Annotated in this window: 16 protein-coding genes; 9 read left to right on the top strand and 7 right to left on the bottom strand. The window is 46.4% G+C overall.

Annotation, left to right across the window (positions count from 1 at the left end; translation table 11 throughout):
• The first annotated feature begins 342 nt into the window (after positions 1-342).
• From H9625_RS02155 to H9625_RS02115, 9 genes are all read left to right on the top strand, one after another.
• On the top strand, positions 343-882 hold the full coding sequence (locus H9625_RS02155; protein WP_022040217.1) for an NUDIX hydrolase: 540 nt from the start codon (positions 343-345) through the stop codon (positions 880-882).
• Complete coding sequence (locus H9625_RS02150) at positions 872-3,886, top strand: tetratricopeptide repeat protein (RefSeq protein WP_191762858.1); 3,015 nt, start codon at positions 872-874, stop codon at positions 3,884-3,886. The genes H9625_RS02155 and H9625_RS02150 overlap by 11 nt, the downstream gene beginning before the upstream one ends.
• 12 nt (positions 3,887-3,898) lie before the next feature.
• Entirely contained in the window at positions 3,899-5,563 is a 1,665-nt protein-coding gene (locus tag H9625_RS02145; RefSeq protein ID WP_191762857.1) for a TonB-dependent receptor, read from the top strand.
• A 576-nt stretch (positions 5,564-6,139) separates the two neighbouring features.
• Positions 6,140-8,473: a type I DNA topoisomerase gene (gene topA, locus H9625_RS02140; protein WP_191762895.1), complete on the top strand. Its 2,334-nt coding sequence runs from the start codon at positions 6,140-6,142 to the stop codon at positions 8,471-8,473.
• The gene (locus H9625_RS02135) at positions 8,470-9,003 is read left to right on the top strand and encodes a shikimate kinase (protein WP_087212034.1); all 534 of its coding nucleotides are present in this window, start codon (positions 8,470-8,472) and stop codon (positions 9,001-9,003) included. The genes topA and H9625_RS02135 overlap by 4 nt, the downstream gene beginning before the upstream one ends.
• 91 nt (positions 9,004-9,094) lie before the next feature.
• Positions 9,095-10,987, top strand: coding sequence for a biosynthetic arginine decarboxylase (speA, locus tag H9625_RS02130; RefSeq protein WP_087212031.1), 1,893 nt, complete (start codon positions 9,095-9,097; stop codon positions 10,985-10,987).
• Positions 10,988-11,078: 91 nt separating this feature from the next.
• The gene (gene argB, locus H9625_RS02125; protein WP_022038899.1) at positions 11,079-11,852 is read left to right on the top strand and encodes an acetylglutamate kinase; all 774 of its coding nucleotides are present in this window, start codon (positions 11,079-11,081) and stop codon (positions 11,850-11,852) included.
• Positions 11,853-11,917: 65 nt separating this feature from the next.
• Complete coding sequence (locus H9625_RS02120) at positions 11,918-12,427, top strand: RNA polymerase sigma factor (protein ID WP_087212026.1); 510 nt, start codon at positions 11,918-11,920, stop codon at positions 12,425-12,427.
• Positions 12,417-12,881 (top strand): hypothetical protein, encoded by a 465-nt coding sequence (locus H9625_RS02115; RefSeq protein ID WP_191762856.1) that lies wholly within the window; start codon positions 12,417-12,419, stop codon positions 12,879-12,881. The genes H9625_RS02120 and H9625_RS02115 overlap by 11 nt, the downstream gene beginning before the upstream one ends.
• 194 nt (positions 12,882-13,075) lie before the next feature.
• Here the strand turns inward: H9625_RS02115 and H9625_RS02110 are convergent, their stop codons facing one another.
• The 7 genes from H9625_RS02110 to H9625_RS02080 form a co-directional block, all read right to left on the bottom strand.
• Positions 13,076-14,215, bottom strand: coding sequence for a dTDP-glucose 4,6-dehydratase (locus tag H9625_RS02110; protein ID WP_087212023.1), 1,140 nt, complete (start codon positions 14,213-14,215; stop codon positions 13,076-13,078).
• 21 nt (positions 14,216-14,236) lie between these two features.
• Positions 14,237-15,151, bottom strand: a complete 915-nt coding sequence (gene rfbD / locus H9625_RS02105) for a dTDP-4-dehydrorhamnose reductase (protein ID WP_087212020.1) — start codon at positions 15,149-15,151, stop codon at positions 14,237-14,239.
• Between the two features lie 167 nt (positions 15,152-15,318).
• Positions 15,319-15,873, bottom strand: a complete 555-nt coding sequence (rfbC, locus tag H9625_RS02100; protein WP_022038894.1) for a dTDP-4-dehydrorhamnose 3,5-epimerase — start codon at positions 15,871-15,873, stop codon at positions 15,319-15,321.
• A 106-nt stretch (positions 15,874-15,979) separates the two neighbouring features.
• Entirely contained in the window at positions 15,980-16,885 is a 906-nt protein-coding gene (rfbA, locus tag H9625_RS02095; RefSeq protein ID WP_191762855.1) for a glucose-1-phosphate thymidylyltransferase RfbA, read from the bottom strand.
• 22 nt (positions 16,886-16,907) lie between these two features.
• Positions 16,908-17,093, bottom strand: coding sequence for a hypothetical protein (locus H9625_RS02090; protein WP_191762854.1), 186 nt, complete (start codon positions 17,091-17,093; stop codon positions 16,908-16,910).
• 12 nt (positions 17,094-17,105) lie between these two features.
• A complete protein-coding gene (locus H9625_RS02085) occupies positions 17,106-17,396 on the bottom strand; it encodes a hypothetical protein (protein ID WP_022038618.1) in 291 nt (96 codons plus the stop codon).
• Between the two features lie 590 nt (positions 17,397-17,986).
• The gene (locus H9625_RS02080) at positions 17,987-19,210 is read right to left on the bottom strand and encodes an S-adenosylmethionine:tRNA ribosyltransferase-isomerase (RefSeq protein ID WP_087213215.1); all 1,224 of its coding nucleotides are present in this window, start codon (positions 19,208-19,210) and stop codon (positions 17,987-17,989) included.
• Positions 19,211-19,450 lie beyond the last annotated feature (240 nt).

Genomic DNA, 19,450 nt, shown 5'->3' with positions numbered 1-19,450 from the left:
CAGGGGAGTGGCAATTATGGATGTTCTTTTAGCTAAAATAAATGATATGCGAAATGAAGATATATTTAGAGCCTGTTTCAGTTAGCTTCGTGGCCTATCGCAGTTAGTTGGATTGGCTTATGAATATATCTTCGTTTTTCCGGTTGGGTTGATTGTGTCTTGCAAACTTGGGAATTCTCTCTCAGGGCTGGAAATGCCTCAAGAGCTCATTCCCAATCATCGCACGTAAATTCAAAACAGTTTCAAAAAAAATGAAGAAATGTGGCAAATGTTCGGGAAATGACGGGAGATATACAGCTTTTTCTTTTATCTTTGCCCTTATTATCAAAAAGAATTATGGTTATGCATCCATTAGAGTTATTCAAATATTGTCCGAAATGCGGGTCGCCTCGTTTCGAGATTCGCAATGCAAAGGCAAAGAAGTGTGCCGATTGCGGCTTTGTGTATTATTTTAATCCCAGTGCGGCGACGGTTGCCTTTATCTTGAACCGTCGGAATGAATTGTTGGTGTGCCGGCGTGGGAAGGAGCCTGCCAAAGGGACATTGGACCTTTCGGGCGGTTTCCTTGACATGTACGAAACCGGTGAGGAGGGAGTGGCACGCGAAGTGCTCGAAGAAACCGGTTTGAAAGTGACTGAAGCGATTTATCAGTTCTCGTTGCCCAACACGTATCTGTATTCGGGTTTCTTGGTACATACACTCGACCAGTTTTTCTTGTGTCGGGTAGAAGACGATAGCCGTCTGGAAGCAAAGGACGATGTGGCGGATTCGTTTTGGATGCCTCTTGAGAAAGTCAACCCGGGCGATTTCGGACTCGACTCGGTACGGGAGGGAGTAGCTCGTTTTTTAGCCTCACATAAATCGGAAGGATATGAAGAATAGGAAAAAGAAGGTGTGGATGGCAGGAGCCTTGTGTGTGTTGCCGTGGATGGCATTTGCCCAGCAGGCCGAACCGCTCACCGGGCCGTCACGCTTGTACGACGAAGCGAAGGAGTTGTTCCTTCGGCACGATTATGCCGCCGCGCGGCAGGCACTGACACATTATTTGCGGCAAGAGCCTCAGACAACTTTTGACGAAGAGGTGGCTTATATGCTGGCTTGTACTTCGTATGAACTTGGCAAACCCGACCGTATCAGTCAGTTGGAGACATACATTGCCCGTTATCCGGATTCACGCTATTTGAATCGTGTGTATGCTTTATTAGGCTCTGCCTGTTTCTTCGACGGGAATTACCGGAAAGCCATTGCTTGTTTCAAGAAGTGCGATATCCACTTGCTTGCCGATTCCGAACGTGATGAATCTTTGATGCGTTTGGGAACGGCTTGCCTGAAAGAGGGGGACTTGAAAGAAGCGGCACTCTGGTTTGCCGTATTGAAAGACGTGAGCGGCGAGTATCGCACGGATGCGGTTTACCAGCTTGCTTATATCGACTATGCACGGGGGCAATACGATACGGCACTGGAGGGCTTTCGTATTGCCGGAACCAGTGAGAAATATGCTCCTTATACTCCTTATTATATAGCCGACATTTATTTGCAACGGAATGATTATGGAAGGGCTGGGAAAATGGCAGATATGTACCTGGAGGCTTATCCCCGTCACGAATATGCCAGGTTGATGCAACGTGTCAAAGGGGAGGCTTGTTATGGGATGGGACGTTATGCCGAGGCTGTAAAGCCTTTGGAAATATATAGTCAGAGCCAGGAAGGGGAGTACGACAGGAAAGCCTGGTATGAACTGGGTATGAGTTATTACCAGACGGGGGTGTATTCGAAAGCGGTAGAAGCCCTTGGGAAAACAGTCGGCACTGCAGATGCACTGGCACAAAACGCCTATTTACACAGTGGGCTATCGTTCCTTCAATTGAAAGACCGGACGCGTGCCCGTATGGCTTTCGAACAAGCTTCGGCAATGACGTTCAATCGTAATGTGCAGGAACAGGCTTTGTATAATTACGCGCTTTGCATCCACGAGACTTCTTATTCGCCTTTTGCCGAGTCGGTGACGGTGTTCGAGCGGTTCTTGAACGAGTTTCCCAATTCTGTTTATACGGACAAGGTGAACGATTATCTGATAGAAGTGTATATGAACACTCGCAGCTATCAGGCAGCTTTGCAATCCATTGCCAAAATCAGTCATCCGGGTGCCCGCATTCTCGAAGCCAAGCAGAAACTGCTGTTCCGTGTCGGGACACAGGCGTTTGCCCAGGCTGCTTTCGAAAATGCCATCGAATATTTTAGCCGTTCCATTGAGTTGGGACGTTATAACCAGCAGACACTGGCAGATGCCTATTATTGGCGGGGCGAATCGAAATACCGGATGGAGAATTACGGGCAGGCTGCTGCCGATTACCGGCTTTATCTGGAATACACTCCTGACCGTACGGGTGATGAGTACGCGCTTGCTTTATACAATCTGGGCTATGTCGCTTTCAAACAGAAACAATACGAGCAGGCACTCGGATGGTTTACCCGCTGCTCGCAAGTGCAGGCAAAGGACCGCAAGGTAGCGGCTGACGTGTATAACCGGATGGGAGATTGTAATTTCCATTCCCGGCGTTTCGAAGAGGCGGAAGCTCTTTATGCGCAAGCCTTGGCGACTGACCCCGGCCTGGGTGATTATTCGCTTTTCCAGGAGGCTTTCGTGAAAGGTCTGCAACGGGACTATAGCGGGAAAGTACAAACCCTGAACCGCTTGCTGACCGACTATCCGGCTTCGACGTACATCGATGATGCCTTGTACGAGCAGGGACGGGCTTTCGTGCAGCAAGAGAGTAACGCTGCCGCCATCGAACGTTATCAGGTGTTGCTTCAACGTTTTCCCGACAGTCCTCTTTCGCGCAAAGCTGCCAACGAAATCGGATTGCTCTATTATCAGGAAGACAAGTATCCCGAAGCCATCGCCGCCTACAAGAAAGTGATAGCTGACTATCCGGGAAGCGAGGAGGCACGTTTGGCGCAACGTGACTTGAAATCGATTTATATTGATCTGAATAAGGTGGACGATTACTTGAACTTTGTGGCTACCCTTCCGGGAGGGGGGAACTTCGATGTGAACGAGCGTGATTCGCTCACCTACACTGCTGCCGAACGAGTCTATATGCGTGGCGAGACGGCTGAGGCGAAAGTCAGTTTCACCCGCTATCTCCAGTCGTTTCCACAAGGAGCATTCAGTGTCAATGCAGTGTATTATCTGGGCGTGATAGCTTATGGCGAGAAGAATTATGCCGAAGCGTCCACGTATTTGGATAAGGTACTTGATTACCCCGATAATCCTTTCTCGGGTGAGGCTATGAAACTTTCTGCCGGCATTGCTTTCCAAAACAAGGATTACGGAAAGGCGCTTGGCTTGTACAAGCGGATGGCAGACCGTGTCGTTTCGCAAGAAGAACGGATGGAAGCTTTGCAACACGCGTTGGAATGTGCCCGTTTGAGTGGAGACGCAGAGGAGACTATCGGGATGGCGTCGGTGTTGCTTGCACAGAGCAAGCTGACTCCCGAATTGACTAACGAAGCTCGCTATGCGCGTGCAAAGGCACGGTTGGGTAAAGGCGAATCCCGTGAGGCTGTGGATGACCTTGCAGAACTGGCTAAAGATACGCGTAACGTTTATGGAGCCGAAGCCAAGTATCTGCTTGCGCAGTTGTATTTTGATGCCGGTGAAACCGAAAAGGCAGAAAAAGAAGTGCTCGGATATATAGAGGTGAGTACGCCTCATACGTATTGGCTGGCCCGAAGCTTTGTGCTCTTATCAGACATTTATGTGAAGATGGGGCGTAATCTGGATGCAAAGCAGTATCTTTTATCTTTGAAACAGAACTATCAGGAGCAAGATGATATCCAGGAGATGATAGAAACCCGTTTGGCACAACTGAATAAAAAATGAGAAGTTAAGGTGATGAAATCAATGATAGCAACAATCGGGCTGAGCTGTCTGTGTATGGCGGCCAATGCCCAACAACACGCTGCTGATTCGGCACTGAATCGCACGGTAGTGGTGGAAAACCAATACAATCCCGAAGTGATGGATGCATTTAAGGTTAATGTCTTGCCCAAAGTGGAAGAGCCGGCTCTTCCCAAACAGCATATCGATTATGCCACTGCGCTCCATCCTTTCTCCAACTGGAATTTTACCCCTTTGCAGGCGATGACCAGTGAAGAGAAGCAGCGTGAAGTACCACGCGGATACTTGCGTGCAAGCTATGGCTCACGCAATAATGTTGATGCACGTTTTTCGTATTTGTGGGATATTTCCCGCCGTGATTTCCTGCATGTGGATGCATCGCTTTATGGAATGAACGGTGATGTGCCTTCTGTTATAACCGAAGCAGACGACTGGAAATCACGTTTCTATCGCACGGATGCTTCGTTGGGGTACCGTCACGATTTCCGTAAGGTTTCTTTGGCATTGGGCGGTTCTTTTGCTTCGCAAGTGTTCAACTATATGCCTGTTTGGGGAATAGAGGATGTTGATTATTCGCTTTCCTCTCATCAACGCTATACGTTGGGTGAGGGGTATCTGCGTGTGGCATCAGTTGAGGGAAAACTTCCAGTGGAATTTTCGTTTCAGACAGGATTACGCAGTTTTAGTCGGGCGTACGACTCGCCATGGATGGGAAGCGGCTCGGAAAACATTTTCCATACCGAAGGTTTCGTGTCGGGCAATATCGATGAAAGGCAGCGTGTCGGCATCGGTTTTGCAATGGATAACCTGATTCACGATGTGGACCAGACCGATTATACCTTGCTTTGCATCAATCCGCATTATACGTTCGGGAGCAAATACATACAGCTTCGTGCAGGGATGCATGTAGATATGCAGTTCGGTCATGACGGCCGGCTGATGCTATCGCCCGATGTGAAATTCGACTTTCTCTTCGCCCGTTCTTATCGCTTCTACCTGCAAGCCACAGGGGGTACACGTCTGAATGATTTCCGCAGCTTGAACGAACAGTCACCCTACTGGATACAGGCTGAGCAGATGCAGACTTCTTACACGCCAGTTGATGTGCAGGCAGGTGTGCAAGGAGCACCCATGCCGGGGTTGGGATTCCGCCTCTTCGGAGGTTATCGTGTGGTGAAGGACGAGATATTCAGGTTGCCGGGTATGTTGGAGGAACCTTATCCTTATCCCTATGTCTATACGTTTTTGGCACAAGATAAGGCGAAGGTAGGCTATGGTGGTGCATGGCTGGCGTACCAGTATAAGGATTGGCTGGACATTTCGGCACAGGGCACGTATTATGGATGGGACGTGAAGGAAGACAGAGAGGTATTGCTTTATCTCAAGCCGAAATTTGCCTTTGATGCTTCTGTACGTGCAAAATTGTACAAAGACTTGTGGATCAAGGCACATTACCGTTTCGAGCAACGTGCCGACATGAAGGAGATGGAAACAGCCGATGATGTGAACAGTTTGTCATTGGGGGCAGGTTATGTATTCTTCGGCAGGCTGAATGTGTTCGTTTCTCTCAATAATCTGTTGAACCGTACTTATCTTGCTGAAACGGGTTATCCCGTACAGGGCTTTTATGCCACAGCAGGATTGAGCGTGCGCTTCTGATTGGGTTGCGTTATCAATCCAGACAGTTTCCTTTTATGGTTTCCATCTCAAAACCGTACGTTCTTGATATGGAAACCGTATGTTTTCGATATGGAAACCGTACGGTTTCCATATGGAGAACGTAAAAGGAAGACAGCTTGAAACAGAAACTGAACCTTTCAATCATACATTGATTCGTTTCTGCCAAACAAAATTATCGGAGAAATTAAGACACTGTTTTGAATTTATCGTGCGATGATTTGGAATGAGTAAAGACGCAAAATCTTGCGTCTTTATTATGAGGAAGATAGCCGGGCTATCTGACGAAGAAGAGAAGCGGAAAGAGTCCAAAAATCGCTCAAAGCACACACACAAACGAATACGTCAAGACGAGAAAAACTTTTTTGAGAAATTCAAAACAGTTTTTTAGAGTTCCGTTACAGGTTTGCATCGGTCTTTGTGAGGTTTCAGATACATGTTTCTGCTTGCTGAACACTAAAAATGAAGAATTTTTTCAAGAAACCCACCTTATTATATCGTTTTACTTCAGGTTTTTTCATACATTTGTCCCGAAAACTTTAATAGGAATACGGAATGATGCAAAATAATCTGGTTATAGTGGAGTCTCCGGCAAAAGCTAAGACGATTGAGAAATTCCTGGGAAACGGCTATAAAGTGCTTTCCAGTTACGGCCATATCCGTGACTTGAAGGAAAAGTCGTTCAGCGTTGATGTGAAAAATCATTTCGCCCCGATATACGAGGTGCCGGCAGACAAGGTGAAACTGGTCAATGACCTGAAGAAAGAAGCTAAAAAGGCGGACATGGTGTGGCTGGCTTCCGATGAAGACCGCGAAGGAGAAGCCATATCGTGGCATCTGTATGAAGTGCTGCAATTGCAGCCGGAGCACACGAAACGGATTGTATTCCATGAAATTACTAAAACTGCCATATTGAAGGCTATCGAACATCCACGCCACATCGATATCAATCTGGTAAATGCCCAGCAGGCACGCCGGGTGCTCGATCGTATTGTGGGGTTCGAGTTGTCGCCCATTTTATGGAAGAAAATTAAGCCATCGCTTTCTGCAGGTCGTGTGCAGTCGGTGGCTGTTCGTCTCATCGTGGAGCGCGAACGTGAAGTGCAGGCCTTTGTGAGTGAGGCGTCCTATAAGGTTACGGCAATTTTTACCAATGCCGGAGGGACAGAAATCCGTGCAGAACTGGGGCGGCGGTTTAAGACCGAAGCCGAAGCACAGGTTTTTCTCCAGTCGTGTGGGCAGGCTGTGTTTGCTATCGAAGACATTACCACCCGTCCGATGAAGAAATCGCCGGCACCTCCGTTTACCACTTCTACTCTCCAGCAGGAAGCGGCACGTAAGCTGGGGTATACGGTAGCACAGACGATGATGCTTGCCCAGCGGTTGTACGAAAACGGGTTGATAACCTATATGCGTACCGACTCGGTCAACCTGTCGGACCTGGCGTTGAGCACCAGTCAAGAAGCCATCGTATCCCGGATGGGTGAGAAGTACGTGCATATCCGCCATTTTACGACTAAGACTAAAGGTGCACAAGAAGCACATGAAGCCATCCGCCCCACCTATATGTCGAATGAGACTATAGAAGGTACGGCTCAGGAACGCCGCTTGTATGAATTGATATGGAAACGTACGTTAGCTTCGCAGATGGCGGATGCCGAGTTGGAAAAAACTACTGCCACTATCTCTATCAGCGGGCACGAAGATAAATTCATAGCAGTGGGTGAAGTGTTGACATTCGACGGATTCTTACGGGTATATAAAGAGTCGTACGATGATGAGATGGAGCCGGAAGGTGAGATGCGTCTGCCTTCTACTCTTGAAGTGGGGCAGTCGCTTGAATACAAGGAAATTACCGCTACCGAACGTTTCACGCAGGCTCCTTTCCGTTACACTGAGGCTAGTTTGGTGCGTAAACTTGAAGAACTGGGCATTGGCCGTCCTTCTACATATGCACCTACCATATCCACCATTCAGCAGCGTGGGTATGTAGAGAAAGGCAATCGTGAGGGTACAGAGCGTCAGTATAAGATTCTTTCGTTGCAAGGTGGAAAAATGTCAGAAAGCACTAAGGTGGAATTGACCGGAAGCGAGAAGGCGAAACTTTTGCCTACGGATGTCGGCATCGTAGTGAATGATTTCTTGAAAGAATACTTTCCTCAGATCATGGACTACAATTTCACGGCAAATGTCGAAAAACAGTTCGATGAGATAGCCGAGGGAGAAAAAAAATGGACAGATGTGATGGAACTTTTTTACGAAGATTTCCATCCGCTGGTAGAGAAGACAATGTCGAGCAAGTCAGAACACAAGGTAGGCGAACGCATCTTGGGAACTGATCCCACAAGTGGCAAACAGGTTTCGGTAAAAATCGGACGTTACGGTCCTGTGGTGCAGATAGGTTCTGCCGATGATACAGAAAAGCCGCGTTTTGCTCAGTTGCAGAAAGAATATTCGCTGGAGACTATCACGTTGGAGGAAGCGCTTGGCTTGTTCCGCCTTCCGCGTGTGCTGGGTGAATCGGATGGTAAGGAAGTCTCGGTCGGTGTAGGACGTTTCGGTCCTTATGTACGTTACGACAAATTGTTCGTATCCATTCCGAAAACTATGGATCCGCTTACTATTACGCTTGCAGAAGCCGAAGAGCTGATACACGAAAAACAGAATGCTGCCGCCAAGCGTGTTATCAAGACGTTCGAGGAGAATCCAGATTTGCAGATTATGAACGGGAAATACGGTCCTTACATTTCTTATGAGAAGAAAAACTACAAGATTCCCGAGAATATTGAGGCGGCAGACCTGACGCTTAATGCTTGTTTCAAGGTAATAGAACTGCAGAAGGAGAAGGCCGAAACCCGTAAAATTCGTAGTACCTCTAGACGGAAGGAATGAAACGGATTTATCTGATAGGTTATATGGGCTCAGGCAAAACAACGTTGGGAAAAGCCTTTGCCTGTGCTGCCGGTATGCAGTTTATTGATCTTGACTGGTACATCGAAGAGCGGATGCACCGTACGATACGCGAACTGTTTGCCGAGCGGGGAGAAAGTGGTTTTCGCGAAGTGGAGCGCAATATGCTATACGAGGTAGGTGAATTTGAGAATGTGGTGATAGCTGCCGGAGGAGGAACTCCGTGTTTTTTCGATAATATTGCGTACATGAATCGCACGGGCGATACTGTGTTTCTGAATGCTTCACCCGAAGCTTTGTTTCGTCGGCTGAAAGTAGCAAAAGCCAAACGTCCCTTATTGGCGGATAAGACCGATGAGGAACTGATGGGCTTCATCAAAGACGGACTGGCAGGGCGTATGGCGTTTTACAGTCAGGCAAAATATCATTTCGATTCTAGCCTGCTGGAAGACCGGAGGCAGATAGGCGAATCCGTAGAGCGGTTGAGGACAATGTTGGAAGAAAAGAGTTGACCAGGTTTTTTAATAGTTCTGCTATTGGTTCTGGTACTTAGTCCCAGGTCAACTGCAAAATAATTATAAACGAAGATTTTTATGTTGTGAAATGAGAAAATGGCGTATTGAAGATTCAGAAGAACTCTACAACATTACGGGGTGGGGTGTTTCCTATTTTAGGATTAATGACAAAGGTCACGTAGAAGTGACTCCCAGAAAAGACGGTGTTGCAGTCGACTTGAAAGAATTGGTGGATGAATTGCAGCTCCGGGACGTCACAGCACCGATGCTGGTGCGTTTCCCTGATATTTTGGATAACCGTATCGAAAAAATTTCGAATTGTTTCCGACAGGCAGCGGAGGAATATGGCTACAATGCACAGAACTTCATCATTTATCCCATTAAGGTGAACCAGATGCGTCCCGTGGTAGAAGAAATCATCAGCCACGGCAAGAAGTTCAATTTGGGACTGGAAGCAGGTTCGAAACCCGAACTGCATGCCGTGATAGCCATCAATACTGACTCCGATTCGCTGATTATTTGTAACGGATACAAAGACGAGAGTTACATCGAACTGGCTTTGCTGGCACAGAAGATGGGAAAGCGCATTTTCCTGGTAGTGGAGAAGCTGAACGAGCTTCGCCTCATAGCCAAAATGGCAAAGCAACTCAATGTACGTCCCAATATCGGTATACGTATCAAACTGGCTTCTTCTGGAAGTGGAAAATGGGAAGAAAGTGGGGGAGATGCCAGCAAGTTCGGGCTGACTTCCAGTGAACTGCTTGAGGCACTCGATTTTATCGAAGAAAAGAAAATGCAAGATTGCCTGAAGCTGATTCATTTCCATATCGGAAGTCAAGTGACTAAGATACGTCGTATCAAGACTGCATTGCGTGAGGCTTCGCAGTTTTATGTACAGCTCTACCGGATGGGATTCCCCGTAGAGTTTGTCGACATTGGAGGCGGTTTGGGTGTGGACTACGATGGTACACGCTCGTCGAATAGTGAAAGCAGCGTGAATTATTCCATTCAGGAGTATGTGAATGATTCCATATCTATTATGGTGGATGCGAGTAACAAGAATGGTATTCCGCATCCTAACATCATTACTGAAAGCGGACGCTCGCTCACGGCACATCATTCGGTGTTGATATTCGAGGTGCTTGAAACGGCTTCGCTTCCTTCGATGGACGAAGAATTTGAGGTAAGCCCAGACGATCACGAACTGGTGCACGAACTGTATGATATTTGGGATAACCTGAACCAAAGCCGGATGTTGGAAGCGTGGCATGATGCACAACAAATCCGTGAAGAGAGCCTCGACTTGTTCAGCCATGGTATTGTAGATTTGAAGACACGTGCTCAGATTGAGCGGATGTATTGGTCGGTGACCCGTGAAATCAATCAGATTGCTTCGGGGCTGAAGCATGCACCCGATGAGTTTCGTAACCTCGATAAGTTACTTGCCGACAAGTATTTCTGTAACTTCTCATTGTTTCAGTCACTTCCTGATTCATGGGCTATCGATCAGATATTTCCCATTATGCCGATTCAGCGCCTCGACGAACGTCCCGATCGTACGGCAACCTTGCAGGATATTACATGCGATTCCGATGGGAAGATTGCTAATTTCGTAACATCACGTAATGTGTCTCATGACTTGCCGGTGCATACCATCAAGGCTAAAGAGTCATATTATATCGGTGTGTTCCTGGTGGGGGCTTATCAGGAAATTCTAGGAGATATGCATAACCTCTTCGGCGATACGAACGCCGTTCATGTCAGTGTGAGCGAAAAAGGCTATACCATTGATCAGGTCATTGATGGCGAGACCGTGGCGGAAGTGCTCGATTATGTGCAATACAATCCGAAGAAGCTGGTGCGTACCCTTGAAACATGGGTTACGAAATCGGTAAAAGAAGGAAAGATTTCGCTGGAAGAAGGCAAAGAATTTCTGGCAAATTACCGTTCGGGACTGTATGGCTATACATATTTGGAATAAAATAGATAACAAGACGGCAGATTGACAAGGTCCTGGTTGTTTTCGGGAAATCCTTGTCGTCTCAACTGATACTTCGTCAAATAGAAAATATATGCAAGAAAAACTGACAATTATAAAGGTAGGTGGGAAAATCGTGGAGGAAGCCGATACACTCAATCAGCTGTTAGACGATTTTTCCGTACTGACCGGTTATAAGCTGCTGGTGCATGGAGGCGGACGTTCTGCTACGCATATGGCTTCCCGGTTGGGCATTGAAAGCACTATGGTGAACGGGCGTCGCGTAACGGATGCCGAAACTCTCAAGGTAGTCACAATGGTTTATGGAGGTCTGGTCAATAAGAACATAGTGGCAGGTCTTCAGGCAAAAGGTGTTAATGCTATTGGTTTGACCGGTGCTGATATGGATGTCATCCGTTCGGTGAAGCGTCCGGTAAAGGACATCGACTACGGGTTTGTAGGTGATGTTGAACGGGTGGATGCCGAAGCATTGGCAACACTCATCCGCCGGGGAGTGATACCGGTGATGGCTCCACTTACTCACGATGGGAAAGGGCATATCCTCAACACAAATGCTGATACGATAGCCGGTGAGACGGCAAAAGCCTTGGCTCAGATATTTGATGTGACGTTGGTCTACTGTTTTGAGAAAAAAGGTGTGCTGAGTGATGAGAATGATGATGATAGTGTCATACCTGTGCTTACCCCTAATTTATTCCGGGAATATGTGGGTAAAGGCATTATCAAGGAAGGAATGATTCCTAAGTTGGAAAATGCATTTTCTGCCCTTGAAGCTGGTGTAGGACAAGTGATAATTACCTCGGCATCAGCCATCGGAAAGGATATCGGTACAGTGATAAAAAAATAATTTCAAAAAAAACGGCGGGTGAGTGTAACTTTTCAGTCACTCACCCGTCATTATTATAGAAAGCAATGCATACAATCAGTTTTCGAGAAGATATCCTGCCGCTGAAAGACAAGCTTTTCAGATTGGCACTGCGCATCACTTTCGATCGCGCGGAGGCGGAAGATATTGTTCAGGATACACTGATTAGGGTATGGAACAAGCGTGACGAATGGCAGCAGATGGACTCGATAGAGGCGTATTGCCTTACTATAGCCCGTAATCTTGCCATTGACCGAAGCCAGAAAATGGAATCGCAAAACCTGGAATTGACTCCGGAAACGCAGGAAATGCCCGATGCAAAGATGCCCGACCAGTTGATGGAACAAAATGAACAGTTGTCCATTATACATCGGCTGATAAACGAATTACCAGAAAAACAGCGTTCTATCCTTCAGCTCCGCGATATAGAAGGCAAAAACTATAAGGAGATAGCGGTTATATTGGGACTGACGGAAGAACAGGTGAAGGTCAATCTGTTTAGGGCAAGGCAACGGATAAGATTAAAGTATAACGAGATAAACGACTATGGACTATAAGTACATCGAACAGTTATTGGAGAAATATTGGAATTGTGAGGCTTCGCTCGAAGAGGAACAAATCCTGCGTTGCTTCTTCCGTCAAGAAGAAGTGCCGGCACACTTGTCGCGCTACCGGTCCTTGTTCGCTTATCAGGATGCCGGGAAGATGCTTAAGCTGAGTGACGATTTTGATGAACGCCTGTTGGCGGAAATCGAACGTTCGGTAGTGAAAGCAAAGCGGCTCACGTTGCAGATGAGGCTGATGCCCTTATTCAAGGCTGCGGTCATCATGGGTTTCCTTTTCACGATAGGAGGGGTGGTAAAACATTCTATGAATACCGGAAAATCGGAAGTGGTTTATGTTTACGACCAGTTTGAACGGGAGCGGCAAGACCCTCAGGTGGCGTATAAGCCCGACTCGGTGAATGCATCAGTCAAGGACACTCCCCAAAAGAATGTGAACAAACAATGAGGTATGACATTTTCATTTGCTTTTAAATATATATTAGTTAGTGCTTATTAGAAAAATCATTGATGAGGCTGTGAAGTTTCAATTCTCTCAAATTAAATTACTAACTCAATAACGGAAAGGATTACCGCGTGAGCGGTAATCCTTTTTTTAAAGAAACTGTTTTTGTAGTATGGTGAAAAATCCTTTGTCGCTTGTTAACGGTTTTTATACATTTCATCATAATACATCTGATAATCCCCGCTTGTTACGTTGTCCATCCACGCCTGATTATCCAGATACCAGCGGACGGTCTTTTCGATGCCTTCCTCAAACTGCAGGCTCGGTTCCCAGCCCAGTTCACGTTGGAGTTTTCTTGAATCGATGGCGTAGCGCATGTCATGACCCTTGCGGTCGGTCACGTAGGTGATGAGGTCCATGTCTTCACCTTCCTTACGTCCCAACAGCCGGTCTACGGTTTTTATCACCACCTTAATGATATCAATGTTCTTCCATTCGTTGAAGCCGCCGATGTTGTATGTATCGGCTATTTTGCCTTTATGGAAAATCAGGTCGATGGCTCTTGCGTGGTCCTCTACATACAGCCAGTCGCGCACATTCTCACCCTTGCCATATACGGGTAACGGTTTGCGGTGGCGGATGTTATTGATAAATAAAGGTATGAGTTTTTCAGGGAACTGGTACGGACCGTAATTGTTCGAACAATTGGTCACGATGGTCGGCATTCCGTAAGTGTCGTGGAAAGCACGGACAAAATGGTCTGAACTTGCCTTCGATGCCGAGTAAGGAGAGTGCGGGTTATACTTGGTCTCTTCGGTGAAGAACTCTGTTCCGTAGGCGTGGTGGTGTTCCGAGCTTGCCTTCGTCGTGAACGGAGATTCAATGCCTTCTGGATTGGTCAATTCCAATGCCCCGTAGACTTCATCGGTCGAGATGTGGTAAAAACGTTTGCCTTCATATCCTTCGGGCAGGCTTTCCCAGTATTCTTTGGCGGCTTGAAGCAATGTCAATGTGCCTATAACGTTTGTACGGGCGAAGGTGAACGGGTCTTTAATGCTCCGGTCAACGTGGCTTTCTGCCGCAAGATGTATGATTCCATCAATGTTGTACTTCTCCATCAACTCCTTCACTGTTTCATAATCGCAGATGTCCGCCTTTACGAATGCATAGTTTTCCTTGTCCTCCACATCCTTCAGGTTGGCAAGATTGCCGGCATACGTCAGCTTGTCGAGGTTGATGATGCGGTATTCAGGGTATTTGTTAACGAACAGGCGTACCACATGGCTTCCGATAAAGCCTGCACCACCTGTTATGATGATATTTCTCTTGAATTCCATATCTTTATGTTTGTTTGGTTATTACTGTTGTATTGCTCCCATGTTCTTCATGCATATTTTCAGGGAGTCTGTCCAGTAAGGTATCTTCAGTCCGAAAGTTTCTTTTATTTTTGTCTTGTCAAGTACCGAGTAAGCGGGACGCTTCACGGGGCTGGGGAATTCATCGCTATGGCAAGGCTCAATGTCGCAGGCAGTGTTTCCTGCCAGTTCGGCAATTTGTTTTGTGAAGTCGAACCATGAGCATACTCCTTCGTTGCTGAAATGGTATATGCCACATTTGGAATAACCTTCCTTCGGATTTTCCTTTTCATAGTCGGCAAGCACAGCTTTGATTGCTACGGCAAGGTCGTATGCGTAGGTAGGTGTTCCAGCTTGGTCGAATACCACGTTCAGTTTCGGCTTGGTAGCTGTAAGGTTGAGCATTGTCTTGACAAAATTGCGGCCGAATTCCGAATAAAGCCAGGCTGTCCGGATGATGACGTAATCGCAGCCCATGGCTTCGATATTCTTCTCGCCTTCAAGTTTTGTTTTGCCGTAAACACCTGTAGGTGTTCCTTTTTGCTCTTCTCTGCATGGTGTGTTGTAAGGGTCTCCGCCGAAAACATAATCCGTTGAAATTTGCACGAGCATTCCTCCCGCTTCCTTCATTGCTTCGGCTAGGATTCTCGGAGCTTCGGCATTCAGTTTCCTGCAAAGAGTTTCGTCACTCTCCGCTTTGTCAACGTTAGTATAAGCGGCACAATTAACGATGCACTGTATGTTTTTTTCCTTTACCATACGTTTTACGGCATCTGTATCGGTTATGTCAAGTATTGTTGTTTCCACATCTTCAACTTCTACAACGTCGGTAAACGTGTAGCAGTCGTCTGTATCTTTGCTTATTATGCGCATCTCGTTGCCAAGCTGGCCGTTTGCGCCGGTTACAAGTATATTCATTGTTTCTTTTGTTAATAGACAAAGTATCAGCTGACCGGTTGGCAAAGTTTACTTCTGTTTTTCGTCAGGTAGCCTGCTGTAAAACATCTCAAATCAGCACACGATAAATTCGAAGCAGTTTCTAATAACGTATATCCAAACACCTTGTCAACTTGTCAACTGGTTATCTAAAAGTTAAATGGTGAATCAAAGTCTTTCAATAACGGATGTTTCGTATCCTTCTCGCTGAGTATGGCTTGTGCGGTCGGGATGCGCCAGTCTATTCCAAGGCTTCCGTCAAGAATACTTATGCCACCATCCGCTTCGGGATGGTAGAACTCATCGCATTTATACTGAAATATTGCAGTTTCGCTCAATACCGCAAAACCATGTGCAAACCCTTTCGGGATGAAGAACTGCCTGTGGTTGTCCTCGGTCAGTTCAACGGCAACGTGCTTCCCGTACGTGGGCGAGCCTTTGCGTATATCTACGGCAACATCCAGTACTTTTCCTTTCACACATCTCACCAGTTTTGCCTGTGTGTATGGCGGACGCTGAAAGTGCAGCCCCCTCATTACGCCATACGAAGACATGCTTTCGTTGTCCTGTACAAATTCCACGTGTCCGACTTTTTCTTCAAACTCCCTTTTCGAAAAGCTCTCAAAGAAATATCCCCGTGCGTCTTTGAAGATGCGCGGCTCTATGATTACTACGCCTTCTATATCTGTCTTTATAACTTCCATGATTTTATATTTTGTCAGTTGCTGATTTTCAGATGCCAGATATCAGGAATAAGGTTTCAAATGCTTTACTGTCTAAAACCTGGCCAATCAGTTTCTTGATTTACAGCTATTCCAGGTTCTCCCTTCCGGTTCTTGCTACCTCTTCAATTACTTTCAGCAGGTACTGTCCGTAAGGGTTCTTCAGCATCGGCTGTGCTTCTTCCCGCAGTTTGTCTGCCGTAATCCATCCTTTGCGGTAAGCGATGCCTTCCAGGCAGGCTACCTTTAATCCTTGGCGTTTTTCTATCACTTCAATGTATGTAGAAGCTTCAGCCAGAGAGTCGTGTGTACCCGTATCCAGCCAGGCAAAACCACGTCCCAACGTCTGTACCTTCAGTTCTCCGTCCGACAGGAAACGCTGGTTTACCGAAGTGATTTCCAGTTCGCCGCGTGCCGAAGGCTTGATGTTCTTGGCTATCTCCACCACCTTGTTCGGGTAGAAATACAGTCCAGTCACTGCATAATTCGATTTCGGATGTTCCGGTTTCTCTTCAATGCTCAGGCAGTTCCCGTTCTTGTCGAACTCCGCTACTCCGTAACGTTCCGGGTCGTTCACCCAGTAACCGAATACCGTAGCCTTCTTTTCCTCTTCCGCCGTGCGCACCGCCTCTTTCAGCAAGGCACTGAATCCGTTGCCATGGAAAATGTTGTCTCCCAGTACCAGGCAGGCACAGTCATTGCCGATAAACTGTTCACCAATAATGAACGCCTGCGCCAGTCCGTCGGGTGAAGGCTGTTCGGCATATTCAAAGCGTACTCCGAAATTGCTGCCGTCACCCAGCAGACGTTTGAACGAAGGCAGGTCATACGGTGTCGAGATAATCAGAATCTCTCTAATACCCGCCAGCATCAGTGTTGATACCGGGTAATAGATCATCGGCTTGTCAAAGATGGGGAGCAACTGCTTGCTCACTCCCTTGGTGATAGGGTACAACCGTGTACCGCTACCGCCGGCTAGAACAATTCCTTTCATAAATCAGCATATATTAAAATGTTTAATATTTCGCATACTTAGAAGCTGTTTTGAATTTCTCCAAAAAGTTTTTCTTGGCTTGATGTATCCGTTTTCGTGTGTGCTTTGGGCGATTTTTTGGTCCTTTTCGCTCCTGTTCTTCGTCAGATAGCCCGCTATCTTCCTCATCACAGAAGCGGAAATGCTTCAAAAACTCATCCCAAATCATCGCACGATAAATTCAAAACAGCTTCTTAACCAACTCTCCCGTTAACCTGTTCTTATCGTCTGTCAGTTTCACACAATATCCTTTAGGCAACTGCAACGGCACATGATTGCTTTTTTCATACATCGAGCAATAATGCTGATACGTGTTTGTATCGCATCCGGCAAATAGTTTTTTGAAATAGTGCAACGTGGTAAACTGTTCTCCGCAAACCAACAAATAAAGACGATAAGGAAGATTACTTTTGCCTTCCTGCAAAAGCACAAAGAAAATGAATTGACAGAGAGAGGTGTATCTTCTTTTCATTGTTTTGCGATTAGTTCACGAAACAAAGATACACAATTAACGCTTTTGTCCAAGCAGCCAGTAAAAATATTTTTCGTGTTTGTCTTTTGGTTTGTCTTTTGGGGCTTAGTTTGGCTTAGTTTAACCGTGAAATACATGTGTCTTCCGATAATGGCAGTACGGATACCGGGAAGAAGACAATCGGGGATATGTTGTTATCTTACAAAAAAAACGGGTAAACCCATTGAATGGTTACCCGTTTTTATAAGCACTTTTACTTTCAATTCATTTTTCATCAGAACCGGAAACGGTCGCTTTGTCCATAGATGGCATTTGCACTCCATTCCAGATTCTTCTTGATTTCTTTCAACAAACTTTTTACCCTTTTCATAATGTTATCCTTTCTGTTTAGTTAATCTGTTTTATGTTGTGATCTATGTTTTACAACACAAATGTAATGCCTTCTGTTCAAAAGAAGCGCGGATGGTGGGATGAAAATAGGGTAAAATGTCTATTTCTTGACTTGCGTCAAAAAATAAATGTGCCTTTTGTTGCCGGATTGAAACAAACTGTCAACTTGGCAGGTAATGCCGGAATAACTGGCATGCCTGTTATTCGTTTATAAGCAAAGACGAATCGCCATAACTTAGAAACCGGAAATCGTGTGACAGGGCATAATCATAAATGCGGTGCCAATCGCCTTTCACGAATGCCGAGACCAAGAGCAGCAATGTGCTTTGGGGCTGGTGGAAGTTGGTTACCATACGTTTCACTATTTTATATTCGTAGCCCGGAGCGATGATAATCTGGGTGCTGGTGTGAAGTGCCTCCAGTCCGTGCCGGTCCATATAGTCGAGGATGCATTGCAATGCTTCTACCGGAGTAAGGGTAGGATGCGTTTCGTAAGGTTGCCATTGTTTTACATGCAAGTCGGCATCATTTGCGTCCGGATGCTGGTGGAGGGTTACACCTATATAATATAGACTCTCCAGTGTACGTACCGATGTGGTACCTACGGCTATGGCTTTCCCTTGGTGTGCAATGAGCTGTCCGATGGTGTGCCTTGATACCGAAATATATTCGGTATGCATTTCGTGTCCCGATATTTCTTCGCTTTTTACAGGCTTGAAGGTACCGGCTCCCACATGAAGCGTCACTTCTTCGAGGTCGACTCCTTTGGCTTTCAGGGCATCCAGTACCCGTTGGGTGAAATGTAGTCCTGCCGTAGGTGCAGCTACCGAACCTTTTACCTTTGAATATACCGTCTGATAGGTCACTTTGTCGCTTTCCTGGGTTTCTCTATTTAAATAAGGAGGAATGGGCAGTTCGCCGAATACTTCCAGAATGTCGGCAAATGTCACGTTTGGATTATTCCACTTAAAGTCTATCCAATGGCTGGTGCCCCGTGCTTCGCCGCGTGAAGCAGTCAGGATGACGGTTTGTCCTTTTACCGTCATCTGCCGCGACAAGACACCTTCTTTCCATTTTTTCAGATTGCCTATCATGCAAAGCCATGCTACATGTCCGGTTTGCTGGAAGTTCAGTGCATAATCGTTAGGCTGGATGGGTTCCAGACAAAATATTTCTATCAAGGCACCGGTCTCTTTCCGGAAGTGCAGCCGTGCCTGAATGACTTTGGTATTGTTGAATACCATCAGCATGCCCGGTTCGATGTAGTCGGGTAAGGAGGTGAATCGGGTTTCATTGATATTCCCGTTGCGGTACACCAGCAGTTTCGATTGGTCGCGCACCGGAAGCGGAAACTTAGCGATGCGTTCTTCGGGGAGCGGATAGTTGTAGTCGCTGATGTGGATGTGTTTGGTATCTTCCATTATTATGTTATATCTTTGTAATTGGAAATTGTGTGCAAAGGTAATTATTCTCATCTGCATACGCAAGTATTCTTGCCGGCGGCTGGATATATCTGCGCACGGAAGGTGGTATATTTGCTTCTGCATCGGGGCGCAAAGGAGGAGAAATCTTCTTTTTGGGAGGATTATTTTAAGAATGATAAAAATCCACGTCCGGAAAATACCGTATCTGTTCGGTTTTTTTGTATGTTTGTTTCACGAAAA

The organism is Phocaeicola intestinalis (assembly GCF_014837065.1).
Classification (GTDB): Bacteria; Bacteroidota; Bacteroidia; order Bacteroidales; family Bacteroidaceae; genus Phocaeicola; species Phocaeicola intestinalis.
Note: the sequence above shows the minus strand (reverse complement) of the source record. Positions and strands in the feature narration are given on the sequence as shown.